Source organism: Faunimonas pinastri, assembly GCF_900110915.1.
GTDB lineage: Bacteria > Pseudomonadota > Alphaproteobacteria > Rhizobiales > Afifellaceae > Faunimonas > Faunimonas pinastri.
Genome location: NZ_FOFG01000001.1, coordinates 15,039 through 29,076 on the forward strand (window position 1 = coordinate 15,039; position 14,038 = coordinate 29,076).

11 protein-coding genes are annotated in these 14,038 nt (G+C 65.5%); 5 read left to right on the plus strand and 6 right to left on the minus strand.

What is annotated here, in order from left to right:
* Positions 1–163 precede the first annotated feature (163 nt).
* Positions 164–1,105 (minus strand): DMT family transporter, encoded by a 942-nt coding sequence (locus BMY25_RS00065; protein ID WP_092494559.1) that lies wholly within the window; start codon positions 1,103–1,105, stop codon positions 164–166.
* Positions 1,106–1,215: 110 nt separating this feature from the next.
* Between BMY25_RS00065 and BMY25_RS00070 the strand changes: the two genes are divergently transcribed.
* Together BMY25_RS00070 and BMY25_RS00075 are read left to right on the plus strand one after the other, a co-directional pair.
* Positions 1,216–1,521 (plus strand): DUF1244 domain-containing protein, encoded by a 306-nt coding sequence (locus BMY25_RS00070; protein WP_092494560.1) that lies wholly within the window; start codon positions 1,216–1,218, stop codon positions 1,519–1,521.
* A gap of 135 nt (positions 1,522–1,656) precedes the next feature.
* Positions 1,657–1,923, plus strand: coding sequence for a DUF2312 domain-containing protein (locus BMY25_RS00075; RefSeq protein WP_092494561.1), 267 nt, complete (start codon positions 1,657–1,659; stop codon positions 1,921–1,923).
* A 51-nt stretch (positions 1,924–1,974) separates the two neighbouring features.
* Here the strand turns inward: BMY25_RS00075 and BMY25_RS00080 are convergent, their stop codons facing one another.
* The 4 genes from BMY25_RS00080 to BMY25_RS00095 all read right to left on the minus strand — a co-directional run bounded on the left by BMY25_RS00080 (position 1,975) and on the right by BMY25_RS00095 (position 9,587).
* A complete protein-coding gene (locus tag BMY25_RS00080; protein ID WP_092494562.1) occupies positions 1,975–3,786 on the minus strand; it encodes an ABC transporter ATP-binding protein/permease in 1,812 nt (603 codons plus the stop codon).
* Between the two features lie 200 nt (positions 3,787–3,986).
* Positions 3,987–5,762: a peptidoglycan L,D-endopeptidase MepK gene (locus tag BMY25_RS00085; RefSeq protein WP_092495110.1), complete on the minus strand. Its 1,776-nt coding sequence runs from the start codon at positions 5,760–5,762 to the stop codon at positions 3,987–3,989.
* A 163-nt stretch (positions 5,763–5,925) separates the two neighbouring features.
* Positions 5,926–8,004 carry a L,D-transpeptidase family protein gene (locus BMY25_RS00090; protein WP_092494563.1) on the minus strand — a complete coding sequence of 693 codons (2,079 nt, stop codon included), beginning with the start codon at positions 8,002–8,004 and terminating at the stop codon, positions 5,926–5,928.
* 44 nt (positions 8,005–8,048) lie between these two features.
* The gene (locus tag BMY25_RS00095) at positions 8,049–9,587 is read right to left on the minus strand and encodes a sigma-54-dependent transcriptional regulator (protein WP_092494564.1); all 1,539 of its coding nucleotides are present in this window, start codon (positions 9,585–9,587) and stop codon (positions 8,049–8,051) included.
* 181 nt (positions 9,588–9,768) lie between these two features.
* On the opposite strand from BMY25_RS00095, the gene BMY25_RS00100 reads away from it, so the two are divergent.
* Positions 9,769–11,571 (plus strand): M3 family oligoendopeptidase, encoded by a 1,803-nt coding sequence (locus tag BMY25_RS00100; protein ID WP_092494565.1) that lies wholly within the window; start codon positions 9,769–9,771, stop codon positions 11,569–11,571.
* Positions 11,572–11,635: 64 nt separating this feature from the next.
* Here the strand turns inward: BMY25_RS00100 and dps are convergent, their stop codons facing one another.
* Positions 11,636–12,130, minus strand: coding sequence for a DNA starvation/stationary phase protection protein Dps (dps, locus tag BMY25_RS00105; RefSeq protein WP_092494566.1), 495 nt, complete (start codon positions 12,128–12,130; stop codon positions 11,636–11,638).
* A gap of 104 nt (positions 12,131–12,234) precedes the next feature.
* On the opposite strand from dps, the gene BMY25_RS00110 reads away from it, so the two are divergent.
* Together BMY25_RS00110 and BMY25_RS00115 are read left to right on the plus strand one after the other, a co-directional pair.
* Entirely contained in the window at positions 12,235–13,605 is a 1,371-nt protein-coding gene (locus BMY25_RS00110; RefSeq protein WP_092494567.1) for an ABC1 kinase family protein, read from the plus strand.
* A 126-nt stretch (positions 13,606–13,731) separates the two neighbouring features.
* Positions 13,732–14,034, plus strand: coding sequence for an aa3-type cytochrome c oxidase subunit IV (locus tag BMY25_RS00115; protein WP_092494568.1), 303 nt, complete (start codon positions 13,732–13,734; stop codon positions 14,032–14,034).
* The last annotated feature ends 4 nt before the right edge of the window (positions 14,035–14,038 follow it).

Genomic DNA, 14,038 nt, shown 5'->3' on the forward strand with positions numbered 1-14,038 from the left:
GCGGAAGGAGGCTTGTCAACGACGTGGGTGGGAGGCATTGGCGGAGTTCCGGCTCAAGCGGATCGGATCGTCGCCTCGACGCGCGAAGCAGGCATGAAGCTCGTCGACGAAGGCGGCCGGAATGAGGCTGCCAGACGCGGGTGCGGGCTCGTTCCGGGAAGCCTCAGGAACCGGGCGTGGCGGCAGGTCGCCGCGGCCGGGCGACGATGATGCCGGCGAAGATGATGACCGCCCCGACCGCCTGGACGGGGCTGACCAGTTCGCCCAGCACCGCCCAGCCCAGAGCGGCGGCCGCGACTCCTTCCACGAAAAGCACCAGCGACGAAAAGGCCGCAGGCAGATGGCCGAGCGCATAGGAGAGCAGGCCCTGCCCGGCGACCTGGCTGAAAAGGGCCAGCGCGACCAGCGCGGCGGCCGCGCCGAGCGAAACCGGCAGGAACTGGTGCTCCCAGGCAAGAGCCTCCACCAGCATGACGAGGGCGGTGACGATCGTGGAGAGGAACAGCGTCCGCCCCGCGCCGAACAGCAGGCGGGCGGGACGGATGGCCAGGAAATAGCCGGCAAAGAAGACGGAGGTCACGATGCCGTAGAGGTCGCCGCCGAGTTGCTCGGGGCTGACGCTCACGGTTTCGCCCACCAGGGCACCTGCGCCGACGAGACAAAGCAGCAGGCCCGCCCAGGTCGGCATCGATACGGCTTCGCGCAACACCAGCCCGGAGGCGAGCACCACCCACACCGGCGAGAGGGTCGCGAGGAAGGTGGCGTTCGCGACGGTCGTATGCAGGATCGCCAGATGCCAGAACGTGAGGTCGCCGGCGAAGAACAGCCCGGCCACGACCACCGCGAGCCAGCCTGTCCGGTCCATGCGCGGCGATCGTCCCTGCGCGGCGGCCGTGCGCGCCATGGCGGGGCCTTCCATCCGCGCCCATATCCAGAGCGGCGGAATGGCGAGGGCGACCCGCCAGAAGGCGCTGGTGAAGGGGCCAAGCTCGGCCAGTCGCACGAAGACCGGCGAAATGCCCATGGCGATGGCCCCGGCGAAGAGGCCGAGCATCGGGAGGAGGGTTGACTTGGCGGCGCGGGCGGTCGGAACGGCGGATGCCATAGGCGGGATCTCTGGCGGAAGCTCAGCGCTCCTCCTATCATCGGGACAACCAGCCCGCGAGACGCTTTCGCCGCGTCCCAGGGCGCTTGAACGAAGAGACAGGATCCGACATGACCGAACTGGACGACGCCACCCGCACGGAACTGGAGGCCGCGGCCTTCCGCCGGCTCGTCTCGCACCTGCGACAGCGGACCGAGGTACAGAATATCGATTTGATGAACCTCGCCGGCTTCTGCCGGAATTGCCTTTCCAACTGGTACCGCGAGGCGGCGGAAGGCAAGGGGATCGGCATGAGCAAGGACGAAAGCCGCGAGGCGGTCTACGGCATGCCCTACGAGGAGTGGAAGAACCGGCATCAGGGGGAGGCGAACGCCGAGACTTTGACCGCCTTCGAGGTCGCGCGTCCCAGGGAATAGACGGCGCGAGCACCAGCGACCGGGATCCGCAAGTCGGCGTCTCCGGAATTTTGAACGGCTCGCATGCGCTGAGTGGGTTGACCTCGGCGCGCGGGAAGGGCAACTGGCCCGCAAGATTTTATCAGGGATAACGAGATGGCCGATACCGAAGCCGACAACAATGACGTGGGCGGCGTTGCCGCTGCCGAGCTGCGCCAGTTCATCGAGCGCATCGAGCGGCTGGAAGAAGAAAAGAAGGGCATCCAGGACGACATCAAGGATGTGTATGGCGAGCTGAAGGGCCGCGGCTACGACGCCAAGGCCGTGCGCAAGATCGTCACCATCCGCAGAAAGGATGCCCGGGAGCGCCAGGAGGAGGAATCGATCCTGGAGCTCTACATGAACGCGCTCGGCATGGCCTGAGCCCCATGCGGCAGCGAGACTTCGCTGCCGCGTCGCTTTTCCGGCGGACTGCTATTCGGCCGCCCCCGGTGCCTCTTCATCGATTGCCCTGATGCGATGCGTCGACGGGCTGAGATCGATGTGCCGCTCGTGGAAGCCGACCACGCTCGGCTTGTGCGCGATGCTCACGACGCCTGCCTGCGGCAGCCTCTCCCGCAGCGTCCTGTACATCCGCTCTTCCGTCTTTTCGTCCAGCGCCGAGGTCGCCTCGTCCAGGAAGACCCAGTCCGGCCGGTAGAGCAGGGCGCGGGCGAACCCGATCCGCTGCTGCTCGCCCTGGGAGAGCGCCATCGGCCAATTGTCCGCCTCAGCCAGACGCGGAGCGAGATGGCCGAGATCTGTCGCCTCGAGCGCTGCCCGGCAATCCGCCTCCGTGTGGTCCAGCGGTGAGTCCGGATAGCACAGCACGTGCTGCAACGTGCCTACGGGCAAATACGGCTTCTGCGGCAGGAACAGGACGCGCCCGGTGGTGGGCAGGGTAACGCGGCCCTTGCCGAAGGGCCACAGGCCGGCCAGCGTACGGAAAAGGGTCGTCTTGCCGCTTCCCGAGGGGCCCGTCAGCACCACGCCCTCGCCACGGCGCAAGGTCATCGAGGTGCCCGTGATCAGCGGCGCGCCGTTCGGCAGGTTCACGTCGACGCCGTCCAGACGGATCTCGTCGAGCGATCCTTCCTCCCGCTCGAAGCCGTTGCGGGCGGCATCGTTGACCTTGGTCCGCGCCATGGCATCGCTGAAGCTCGTCAGTCGGTCGATGACCGCAGCCCATTCGGCCAGTTTCCCATAGGCGGCGATGAACCAAGACAACGAGCCTTGTACAGTTCCAAAAGCATCAGCTGTTCTGGTGAGCGATCCCAGCTGAATCTGCCCGGCGAAATAGCCCGGAGATGCAACGATAAAAGGAAATACAGATGCCAAGGAAGCATAGAGCTGGGTCACCCAGGAAAGACGCTTCGTATACATCATGCTAAGCCAGAAGGTATCGTATATTCTCGAGAAGCTGCTTCTAAGACCGGACCGTTCGTCTTGTTCGCCGCGATAAAGCGCGACGCTCTCCGCGTTATCCCGAATTCGTGTCATGCGATAGCGAAAGTCCGCTCCGAAGCGCTGCAGATCGAAGTTGATGCGGACTAAAGGACGTCCGATTTTGAATGTCAGCCAAGTCCCGAGGCCGGCGTAAACGATCGCAACCCACATCATGAACCCTGGAATCCGTATGCCGCCCCAAACAGGAATCGTGATGCCAGCCGAGAGATTCCACAAGATGATCGAAAACGTGATCAGCGTGAATATCTGAGATATAAAACTCAGGAAGAGCGTAAGGGTCGTTTCGGTAAATAAGTCGCAATCTTCTTGAATTCTTTGCTCCGGATTATCTGTTCCGCTGTTATTTAGTTCCAGTTTGTAATAGCTCTTATCAGAAAGCCAGCTGTCGAAGTAAACCGCAGTTAACCAACGCCTCCATCTGATGGTAAGGAAGTTCTGGATCCAGATGGAATAAACACTCATCACGATGGAAATCGTAGCGATGACGGCCCAGTATTTAAGTTCGTGCCAAAAGACAGGCTCGTTTTTATTCTGGATGGCGTCGAAGAAGCGTCCATTCCACAAGTTGTAGAGCTTGGATAGATAAACTCCGCCCACGTTCAGCGCGAGGATCAGCAGCAGCAGCGAACGGGCGATCCAGCTTTCCCGCACGCCGAACGAACGGCCGAGAATACTGATGTCGACCCGGTCCTTGGCGAACCAGTAGGGCTTGGTCAGGGTCCAGAGTTTGGCGAGAAAACCGCGGGCACGGAGAATGCGCTGGGACAGATTGGTGATCATGAGACCGCTTGGCTGATGTGACGCTCAATTGTCACGTCGCTAATGTCATGGGGAAAACGGTCGGCCCAGTGAATTCTGCGTAATCTTGAGGTCTGCCCGGAAACAAAGCAGGCCGTTACGCGAAGGCCGACATGCGGAGGTCGGGCACCCAGGAGGGCGAAAAAACAAAAGGCCGGGCAGTGGCCCGGCCTCGGTGGATCTCAGCGCTGCGCGACCCGCATCAGGTGCCCGGTGTCGGCCTGGGCGTTGGTCCATTCGTCCGCGCGGGAGAAGCGGTCGGTCGGCAGGGCCGGCGTGTTCACCCGGTCGAAGGCAACGCCCTTGCCCGAGGCGATGGTGAACAGCGGGTTCTTGCCGCCCAGCTTCGGCATGGTCATGCCGGCCATCGCTGCGCCGTCGGCGGTCTCGGCCGTCATCAGCTGACGCAGCTGCCGGTGGTCCGGCGCGGTATGCACGAGCGATGCGTTCCAGCGGAGGATCGCGGAGCTTACGCCACTGGCGGTCGGACGGTCGCCCTTGAGCGCGCTTGCAAGCTGGACCGGTGCGTGACGCACGGCGAGGTTGCCGCGCTGGAGCGCCGTGCGGGAGAGCGAACCGGTGCGCGGCGCCATCGCTGCGGGGGCGGCCGATGCGGCAGGCGCGGGATGGGCCGCGGGCGTCACAGCCGGAGCGGCCTTGCCGGAAGCTGCGTCGGCATACCGGCCGCCATAAGCGGTGTCATAGGGATTTTCGCCGTCCGATTCCGCCTCGGCGTAAGCGAGCTGGATATCCTGCTCGGGACGCGCGGTGGGCAGCGGGGTCGCGCCGGTCATGCCGTTCTGGCCAAAGGCGTTGGCGGCGGCAAGCGCGCTGCCGGCCGATTCCGGCCGGTCGACGGGCATCGCGGAACCCGCGACGGAAGCAAGCGCCGTGCGGTCGGCTTCGCTGGCGGCAGCCAGCATCGCGGCCGGACGGTCATGCGGCAGCGGCGCGGAATCCGCCATGGCGACGGTCATGCTGGCCGGCATGATCCGTTCGTGGGGCAGGGGAGCCGGGTCGGCGATTTCGGCAGAGGCGACCTGCAGCGTCGCGGGCTGGGCGACGGGCAGCGTTGTGGGACGATCCTTCAGCAGGCGCGGGGTCGGAGCGGCAGGCTGGCGATCGTTGGACGCCACCAGGGTCTCAGGCTGTGCCGCCCTCGGTGCTGCCACGGGAGCGGAATCGTCGTCCGCGTCCTCCTGCTCGTCGCGACCGCCGCCGAACAGCCGCTTCAGGAAGCCGCCCTTGTGCGAGCCGCTATCCAGCATCGCGACCTGCTGGTTCTCGTTCTTCTCGTAGCGCGCGAGCGCGACCTTGAAGCCGGGGAGCGGCTTGCCGTCGGCCGGGATATAAAGGGTGTCGCCGGCCGGGAAGAGCGCCATCAACTCCTGGCGCGGCATGCGCGGCCACATGCGGACATGGCCGACATCCATATGGACGAAGGGCGAGCCGGATGTGGGATAGAAGCCGACGCCGCCGACGCCCATGCGCAGGCCGATGGCGCGCAGCTTGGAAAGGGGAACGCCGGGAACGTAGAAGTCCATCGCCTTGCCCAGCGTATGCTGGCTGTGCTCGGCGACGCCGCGGGTACGGCTGCGCAGCATGGCGTTGGTGTCGGGCGAGCGATACCCGCAGATGACGTTGACGTAGCCGTTGGAGCCGGTCTGCTGGTAGACCGCCCAGATCAGGTCGAAGAGCCGGGGATCCATGTCGACCGGCTGCTTCTTGCGCCAGTCGCGCAGGAACCAGTTCATCTGCTTGAGGACGGCCGGATCGTATTTGCCGTTCTTGCGGAAGGTGAACTCCGCCCGTTCGCCCGTATGCACGTGATAGAGCTTCAGCGTCCGGTCGCCGAACCCGGCGACCGCCCTTTCCTGGCCGAACCAGGGGGCGATCGTCAGAAGAGCGACGAGGATGAGCCCGATCCGCAGGACGGTCGGCAGGCGGGAGCGTGTCATGGTCGAGAGCCGATCGCCGATGAGGCTCCGGTTGAGCCGGGAGCCGATCAAGGAGATCTTAACTATGGCTGGGCTTTGCTTAACCAAACCCTAATGCTCCCGATCTCGTGAAGACCGGGAACTTATACTTCCATTAGCGGGGCGGAATCAAGGCGAGCCGCGACTACTGCACTTCCGTGGGGGAGCGCTTCAGGGCCACCGGGCCCAGAGTGCCATTTCGATCCATCAGATCCGCGCTCGATCCGAGCGCCCGGAGCACCTGCCGGTCGACACCGTAAACGTCGGCGAAGCGGCGAAGGTTGCCGCCCTCGTCCACCCAGGCCGTGAAATAGGCGAGGTGAACGGGAATCGTGTTGTCGAGCTTCACCCAGCGCTCCTTGTCGCCGAACATCTTCTTCAGGCGCGCGGCATTCCACTGGGGATTGTGCGCCAGAAGCGCGTCGGCGAAGTCCATCGGGTTGTCGACGCGGACGCAGCCATGGCTGAGCGCCCGCATGTCACGCGCGAAGAACGACTTGGACGGGGTGTCGTGGAGATACACGGCGTAGTCGTTGGGGAACAGGAACTTGATCTTGCCAAGCGCATTCTGGTCGCCCGGATCCTGGCGGATCGTCAGCGTGCGCGGATTGACCGTGCCCCAGTCGATGGACGCGGGGCTCACCTCGACCGTCCGGCCGCCGATCTTGCGCAGCACCTGGTAATTGTGCCGCTTGAAATAGCCCACAGGGTTGGCGCGGATCGAGGGCATCATCTCCTTGGTGATGATGGAGCTCGGCACGTTCCAGTAGGGGTTCACCACAAGATACTGGATGGCGTTGGAGAACAGCGGCGTCTGGTGATCGGACTTGCCGACGACGACACGGGTCTGGTGGACCACCTTGCCGTTGTCGAAGATGCGCAGCTGGAATTCCGGCACGTTGACCGTGACGTTGAAGGCGCCCATGTCGCGCGGCATCCAGCGCCAGCGCTCCATGTTGGCGACCAGCAGCGGGAGGTCGGCCGCGTTCGCCTTGCCGCCGTTCAGCGCGGTCACGGTCGCGGCGCTGAGCACGCCGTTGGCCTTGAGATGGTGCTCCGCCTGGAAGGCGCTCACCGCGTCGGCGACCGGCTGGTCGTAGAGGTTGGGCTCGGCATCGGCCGGAACGGCGAGGCGCTCGCGCAGGGTGGCGACACGGGCGTCCTGCATGCCGACGCGAAGCGTCTTGCCGGAAGCGACGGAGATCGCGGGCGTTTCGCTGCCGCGCAGGATCTCGCCAAGCTTTTCCTTCAACTCGGCATATTGCTGCTGCGGCGGCTGGAAGGCGTCCATGTCGGCCGCCGGCGAAGCGGAGGCCGAAAGCTTCGACAGCACATCGTTGGCGGCCGGATGCCACGGCTTTTCGCCGATCACGGAATCGAGGTTCTCGGGCGAGAAGCGGCCGCCGGCGAGATTGGAGGCATAGCGGGCGACGGCGCGGCTGAAGTCGACTTCGGTCGCGGCGGCGGAGCCGACATCGTCGCCGTAATCCTCCGCCGAGATCGTGGAATAATCGCGCGGATCGAGCCCGTCGAAGCCGGCCTGGTGCATCCGCTCCTGCAGCTTCTGCATCTGCGCGGTGGGGCGGCCGTTCTGGATCCAGATCGGAGCGAAGCCACGCGTCTCGTAGAAGGCCTGGATCTGTCCGAGCAGCGTGCGCTCGGCCGGATCGCGCGTCTCGTTCGCGACGGAGAGGATTTCCTGGACGTTGCGGGCGAATTCCTCGCTCGGCGCGTTCGGGATCGTCATGCTGCCGGCGGTCGTGGCGGCAGTGGTCGCGGCAGGCGTCACGGTCGGGTTCACCGTGGCGGCGTCGGCAGCCGTCGTGGGTGAGCTGGCGGCGGGCGAGGCCGGCGTGGGTGAGGTCGTCGCGGGAGCCGCAGCCGTGGCCGTTGCCGCCGGGACAGGAGCGGGGGCCTGGGCCGCCGTGGCCGGAGATGCGGGCGCGGGCGTCTGGGCGCTGGCCGCGGGATCGACCGGCGCAGCTTCAGTCGGGGCCGGAGGCGCGGCAAACACCGGAGCGGGCGGGGTCGCGGCATCCGCCGTCGCCGGCGTGAACGCGGGTGCGGGCTGCGCCGGCGCCGCGTCGCGGTTCGGCAGCGAGCCCGTATATTCCGGCGCGGCCTGCTGCTGCGTGTCGGCCGCAGGATCGACGCCGGCCGCCTTGGCCGCTGCCACCGGCGCGATGGCGAGGGAAAGGGCGGCGGTCAGTTGTACGAGCTTCATGGAAACCTCAAGTCGAAACAGGGCGCACCCACCAATCGTCCGGCTCATTCGGCCGCGACGTGAACGGCGTCGATGCCGAAATCCTTCATCTTGCGATAAAGCGTCGAGCGCCCGATACCGAGCCGCCTCGCGACCTCGCTCATGCGGCCACGATAATGGTCGACGGCGAAGCGAATCACTTCTTCTTCAAGAGTGCCGAAGGGCCGAACTTCGCCCTGTTCGTCGAGAAGCTTTGCCATACCGTAACGAGGGGAGGGAGTCCTTTCCTCCACCTCGGACAGGGCCGGAGCCATTTCTCCGTCGAACTGTCTCGCGGGGGTCACAGTCCCGGTCTGAAACAGTGCCGCAAGATCGACCGGCGGCTGCCCGGCGCTCTTCGCCTTGATCGCGGAGGGGTCGAGCGCGGCGTAGACATGCGGGAAGTGGGACGGCAGCAGCGTCGGCCCGTCGCAAAGGGCGACCGCCTGGAACACGGCGCTCTGCAACTGCCGGACGTTGCCCGGCCAGTCATAGGACATCAGCAGTTCGGAAGCCGCGCGCGACACGATCTTCAGCGCCGGCTTACCTTCCTCGGCCGCGAAATGGGCAAGGAAACGGGCGGCGAGATCCGGCACGTCGTCGCGACGGTCCTTCAGCGGTGGCACCCAGATCGGGAAGACGTTGATCTTGTAGAAGAGGTCTTCGCGAATATGCCCGGCGGAGACGAGATCGACGAGGCGGCGCTTGGTGGCGGCGATCAGGCGGACATCGACCTTGGCCGAGCGGCGGCCTTCGGCGGAAACGACCTCGCCCGTCTGCAGGACGCGCAGGAGCTTGGCCTGCACGTCCAGGGGCAGTTCGCCGATGTCGTCGAGGAACAGGGTCCCGCAATGGGATTCCTGCACGCGTCCCGATTCGGGCTTGCCGGTGCGGCTCTGGCCGGGGCGATCGGAGCCGAACAGGACCGCGTCGATCTCCGACGGGCTGAACGATCCGCAGCGCACGACCACGAAGGGCTTGGAGCGGCGGGTGCTGCCGCCATGGATCGCGCGGGCGACCATTTCCTTGCCGACGCCGCGCTCGCCTTCCAGGAGCACGGGAATGTTGGAGCGCGCCGCGCGCAGGCCGAGATCGACGATCCGGTGCATGGAGGGCGAGCGCATCACGATGTCGTCGAAGGTGAGCTGATCCGTGCCCTGGCGTGTGATGCGGGTGATCTCGCGGGCGAGCGCCCCGTGGCGCAGCGCATTGCCGAGCGACACCTGAACGCGCTCGGGATCGGCCGGCTTTACCATGAAATCGAAGGCGCCGGAACGCATGGCCGCGCGCGCATCTTCCATCCGGCCGGCTTCCACCTGCACGATCACCGGCAGCGCGGGAGCCACGGCCTTGAGGCGCTCCAGCACGGCCATGCCGTCCAGGCCGGGCATGTCGAGGTCGAGGATCATGACCCGGATTTCAGGGGCATCGGCGCGGGAAAGGCGATTCAGCGCGGCTTCGCCGGAAGCCGCCGTTTCGCATCGATAGCCGCTTGTCTGGACGATCCCCTCGATCTGGCCGCACAGTGCGGGATCGTCATCGACAATGAGAACATGGCTTGCCATTAGGGTCTTCCGGAAGGATCACGTCAGAGCGCGGCGGATGCCCCAATCTCGCCCGGCAGGGTTAAGGGGCTGTTACCGTCGGTAACTTCGTTGCATTTGGTTGAAGAGCCGCGCCCGGCGGCCATCTATCCGGGGAAACGGGTTGTGAAGGAGTTTTGGAGTGTCTGAAGGCGCAGTCCGCATGAGTCCCGACAGCCAGAAACTCGGCGCTCTGCCGGAATGGAACCTGTCCGATCTTTATCCCGGCATGGACGCCGGCGAAGTGAAGGAAGACCTCGGACGGGCGGCCGCCGATGCCGAGGCCTTCGAGCGGGCCTACAAGGGCCGGCTGGCGGAAATCCTCGCCGGCTCCGATGGTGGAAACGAACTGGCCGCTGCCATCCGTCGGTTCGAAGCGATCGAGGAGATCCTCGGCCGGCTGATGAGCTTCGCCGGGCTGGTCTATGCGGAAAACACCACCGATCCGGTTCGCGCCAAGTTCCACGGCGACCTGCAGGACCGCCTGACCACGATCTCCACCAAGCTGCTCTTCTTCGCGCTGGAACTGAACCGGCTGGACGACGCGGCGCTGGACGCGGGCATGCAGGCCCCCGCGCTTGCGGCCTACCGGCCGTGGCTGGAGGATCTCCGGCTGGAGCGACCGCACCAGCTTGAAGACCGCATCGAGCAGCTCTTCCACGAAAAGTCGGTGACCGGCCGCGGCGCCTGGAACCGTCTCTTCGACGAGACGCTGTCCTCGCTCCGCTTCAAGGTGGGCGATCAGGAACTCACGCTGGAACCGACGCTGCACCAGATGGTGAGCCCGGACGAGAACCGCCGCAAGCAGGCGGCCGACGCGCTGGCGGAAGGCTTCCGGTCGGAGCTGCGGACGTTCTCGCTGATCACCAACGTGCTGGCCAAGGACAAGTCGATTTCCGACCAGTGGCGCGGCTTCACCGACGTGGCCGATGCCCGCCATCTGGCCAACAGGGTCGAGCGCGAGGTCGTCGACGCACTGGTCAGCGCCGTGCAGGACGCCTATCCGCGCCTGTCACACCGCTATTACGCGATCAAGGCGCGCTGGCTGGGCAAGGAGCAGCTTGAGCACTGGGACCGCAATGCGCCGCTGCCGGAAACCAGCGACCATCTGGTTGGCTGGGACGAGGCGCGCGACACGGTGCTCTCCGCCTACGGCCAGTTCTCGCCGGAGATGGCGGCGATCGCCCGCCGCTTCTTCGACCAGAACTGGATCGACGCGCCGACGCGCCCGGGCAAGGCGCCGGGCGCCTTCGCGCACCCGACCGTGCCGTCCGTCCATCCCTACGTGCTGCTGAACTACCAGGGCCGCACGCGCGACGTGATGACGCTTGCCCATGAGCTCGGCCACGGCGTGCATCAGGTGCTGGCCGGCGACCAGGGCCTCCTGATGGCGCAGACGCCGCTGACGCTGGCCGAGACCGCCAGCGTCTTCGGCGAGATGCTGACCTTCCGCTCCATGCTGAACAAGGCCGCCACCCCTCGCGAGCGCAAGATCATGCTCGCCGGCAAGGTGGAGGACATGCTGAACACCGTGGTTCGGCAGATCGCCTTCTATACCTTCGAGCGGCGGGTGCATCTGGCGCGGCGGGAGGGCGAACTCACCTCCGAGCAGATCGGCGAGATCTGGATGGGCGTGCAGGCGGAAAGCCTCGGGCCCGCGATCCGGCTCGGCGAGGGCTACGAGACGTTCTGGACGTACATCCCGCACTTCATCCATTCGCCGTTCTACGTCTACGCCTATGCCTTCGGCGACTGCCTCGTGAACTCTCTCTATGCGGTCTACGAGAAGGCGGAAGGCGGCTTCCAGGAGAAGTATTTCGGTCTGCTCAAGGCTGGCGGCACCAAGCGGCACGGGGAACTGCTGGCGCCCTTCGGGCTCGATGCGAGCGATCCCGGCTTTTGGCAGATGGGCCTCTCCGTCATTTCCGGGCTGATCGACGAACTGGAAGCCGTCGAGAACGCCTGAGGCTGACAAAAAAAAGGCCGCGCTCCGTCCCTGGAGCGCGGCCTTTTTGCGACGGATGTGCGGCTTACTTCGCCGGCGGCACCCAGCCCTGCAGGTGCGATTCCAGGAAGTAGAGCGACTCGTCCGTCCCGCGCACGATCTCGGTGAAGAGATCGGCCGTGCCCTGGTCGCCGGCTTCGTCCGCCTCGTCGATCGCCTTTCGGGCATTGGTGCCGAACAGCGCGAACGCGTCGCTCAGCTTTTCCAGATGCTCGTGCGCCTCGATCAGGCCTAGCGGATATTCCGGCAGGCGGGACTGCTTGGCCGCGGCGCGGACCGTGCCCTCCGCCTGTCCGCCAAGAGCCGTCAGCCGCTCGGCGACCAGATCGACATAGCCTTCCACCTGCTCGTGCAACTCGTCGAAAAGCTTGTGTACGGCGATGAAGTTCATGCCCTTCACGTTCCAGTGCGCCTGCTTGGCCTGATATCCGAGGTCGATGGAATCGGCGAGATTGGCCTGCAACAATCCCACCATGGCCTTGCGAGTTTGTGCGGGAAGGCTGTGTTTGGTGGCATGCATGGTCTGGTCGCTCCATATGGACGGTGATGGTCGGCCCGTTCAACTCGGGATGGCCAATTCCGTTGCGCCCGTTTTGTCGCGGGCCCGCTTGAGGACGTGTTGGAATGGCGACTGATCGCGACGACGAAGCAAACAGGCTGACGGGCCGGATCGCCCGCTATGCGCGGGTGGGAACGGGCGTCGGCGGTGTCGCCGCGCGGATGATCGGTGCCAAGGCTTTCGGCCGCGAAATCGACAAGGGCAACAATGCCGCCGAGCTGGCGCGCGCCCTCGGCGGCCTCAAGGGGCCGATCATGAAGGTCGCCCAGCTGCTCTCCACCATTCCCGACGCGGTGCCGCCGGAATATGCCGCCGAGCTCGCGCAGCTTCAGTCGAACGCGCCGCCGATGGGGTGGGTCTTCGTCAAGCGGCGCATGATGGCGGAACTCGGCGCGGGCTGGCAAAGCCGCTTCGGCTCCTTCGAGAAGGAACCGGCCGCCGCCGCCTCGCTCGGGCAGGTGCACCGTGCGCAGACGCTGGATGGCGCGGCGGTCGCCTGCAAGCTGCAGTATCCTGACATGGCGAGCGCCGTGGAGGCCGATATCAGCCAGCTCCGGATGATCCTGTCTCTGCACCGGCGCATGAGCTCGGCCATCGACACGCGCGAGATCGGCGAGGAACTCGGCGAACGCGTGCGCGAGGAGCTGGACTATCGCCGTGAGGCCAAGCACATCGCGCTCTATCGCGAGATCCTGGGCAACGAGCCCCTGGTGCGCGTCCCCGATGTCTATCCGGAGCTCTCCACCGGGCGGTTGCTGACCATGAGCTGGATGCCGGGCCGCCGCCTGCTCGATTTCACGGATCATTCGCTGGAAGAGCGCAACCGCATCGCGACCGCCATGTTCCGGGCGTGGTGGCACCCCTTCTGCCATTTCGCCGTCATCCACGGCGACCCGCATCTCGGCAACTACACCGTCTTCGAGGACGGCGAGGGAAGCCCACAGGGCATCAACCTCCTGGATTACGGCTGCATCCGCATTTTCCGGCCGGAATTCGTGCAGGGCGTCATCGACCTTTATCGCGGCATCGAGACGAACGACCGTGACCGCATTGTCGCCGCCTATGAAAGCTGGGGCTTCCGCGGTCTCAACAACGACCTCGTCGACATCCTGAACGTCTGGGCGCGGTTTATCTACGGTCCGCTCCTGGAAGATCGCGTTCGCGCCATCGCGGAGGGGATCTCGCCGGCGGAGTACGGCCGCAAGCAGGCCTTCCAGGTGCATCAGGCGCTGAAGGAAAAGGGGCCGGTGACGATTCCGCGCGAATTCGTCTTCATGGACCGGGCGGCCGTCGGGCTCGGCGGCGTGTTCCTGCACCTCAGGGCGGAGATGAACTTCTACCGGCTCTTCAACGAGGAGATCGAGGCGTTCGAGCTGTCGGCGGTGAAGGCCCGGCAGGCGGCCGCGCTTCGGAAGGTCGACCTGCCGCTCCCGTAAGACGTAGCCGAGCGGGGTTGTTTACCACGATCTCTCCATAATTCAGGCGAGTCGCATTGCCGTAATTTCCCTCGTCATGGTAAGCCGGAGGCCGATGTTCCCTGTTCAGCGGTCGAGGGGTTTACCATGGCGGGAGACGTAACGCAGAAGGCGCCCGAGTTCGGGGCGCCGATGGACTATGCCCAGCACGAGAAGACCTATGAGTCCTTCCTGGTGCTGGCCAAGCTCGGCATCCTTGTCACGATCGACACGGTGCTGTCGCTGGTCATCTACAGTTTCGGCGGCGTGGCGGGCTTCTGGCTCGGCTCCATCCACCTTATCCTGAGCTGCATCGCACTGGGCCTCGGCCTGGCGATGAAGGGGACGGCGAAGCCGCTCGCGGCGATGCTGGTGCTCGGCATCATCCTGATCATTCTTACCGCTGGATAATCGG

Coding starts and splice junctions, on each gene's coding strand:
- BMY25_RS00065 (WP_092494559.1), bottom strand. CDS start 1,105: ATGGCATCCGCCGTTCCGACCGCCCGCGCCGCCAAGTCAACCCTCCTC.
- BMY25_RS00070 (WP_092494560.1), top strand. CDS start 1,216: ATGACCGAACTGGACGACGCCACCCGCACGGAACTGGAGGCCGCGGCC.
- BMY25_RS00075 (WP_092494561.1), top strand. CDS start 1,657: ATGGCCGATACCGAAGCCGACAACAATGACGTGGGCGGCGTTGCCGCT.
- BMY25_RS00080 (WP_092494562.1), bottom strand. CDS start 3,786: ATGATCACCAATCTGTCCCAGCGCATTCTCCGTGCCCGCGGTTTTCTC.
- BMY25_RS00085 (WP_092495110.1), bottom strand. CDS start 5,762: ATGACACGCTCCCGCCTGCCGACCGTCCTGCGGATCGGGCTCATCCTC.
- BMY25_RS00090 (WP_092494563.1), bottom strand. CDS start 8,004: ATGAAGCTCGTACAACTGACCGCCGCCCTTTCCCTCGCCATCGCGCCG.
- BMY25_RS00095 (WP_092494564.1), bottom strand. CDS start 9,587: ATGGCAAGCCATGTTCTCATTGTCGATGACGATCCCGCACTGTGCGGC.
- BMY25_RS00100 (WP_092494565.1), top strand. CDS start 9,769: ATGAGTCCCGACAGCCAGAAACTCGGCGCTCTGCCGGAATGGAACCTG.
- dps (WP_092494566.1), bottom strand. CDS start 12,130: ATGCATGCCACCAAACACAGCCTTCCCGCACAAACTCGCAAGGCCATG.
- BMY25_RS00110 (WP_092494567.1), top strand. CDS start 12,235: ATGGCGACTGATCGCGACGACGAAGCAAACAGGCTGACGGGCCGGATC.
- BMY25_RS00115 (WP_092494568.1), top strand. CDS start 13,732: ATGGCGGGAGACGTAACGCAGAAGGCGCCCGAGTTCGGGGCGCCGATG.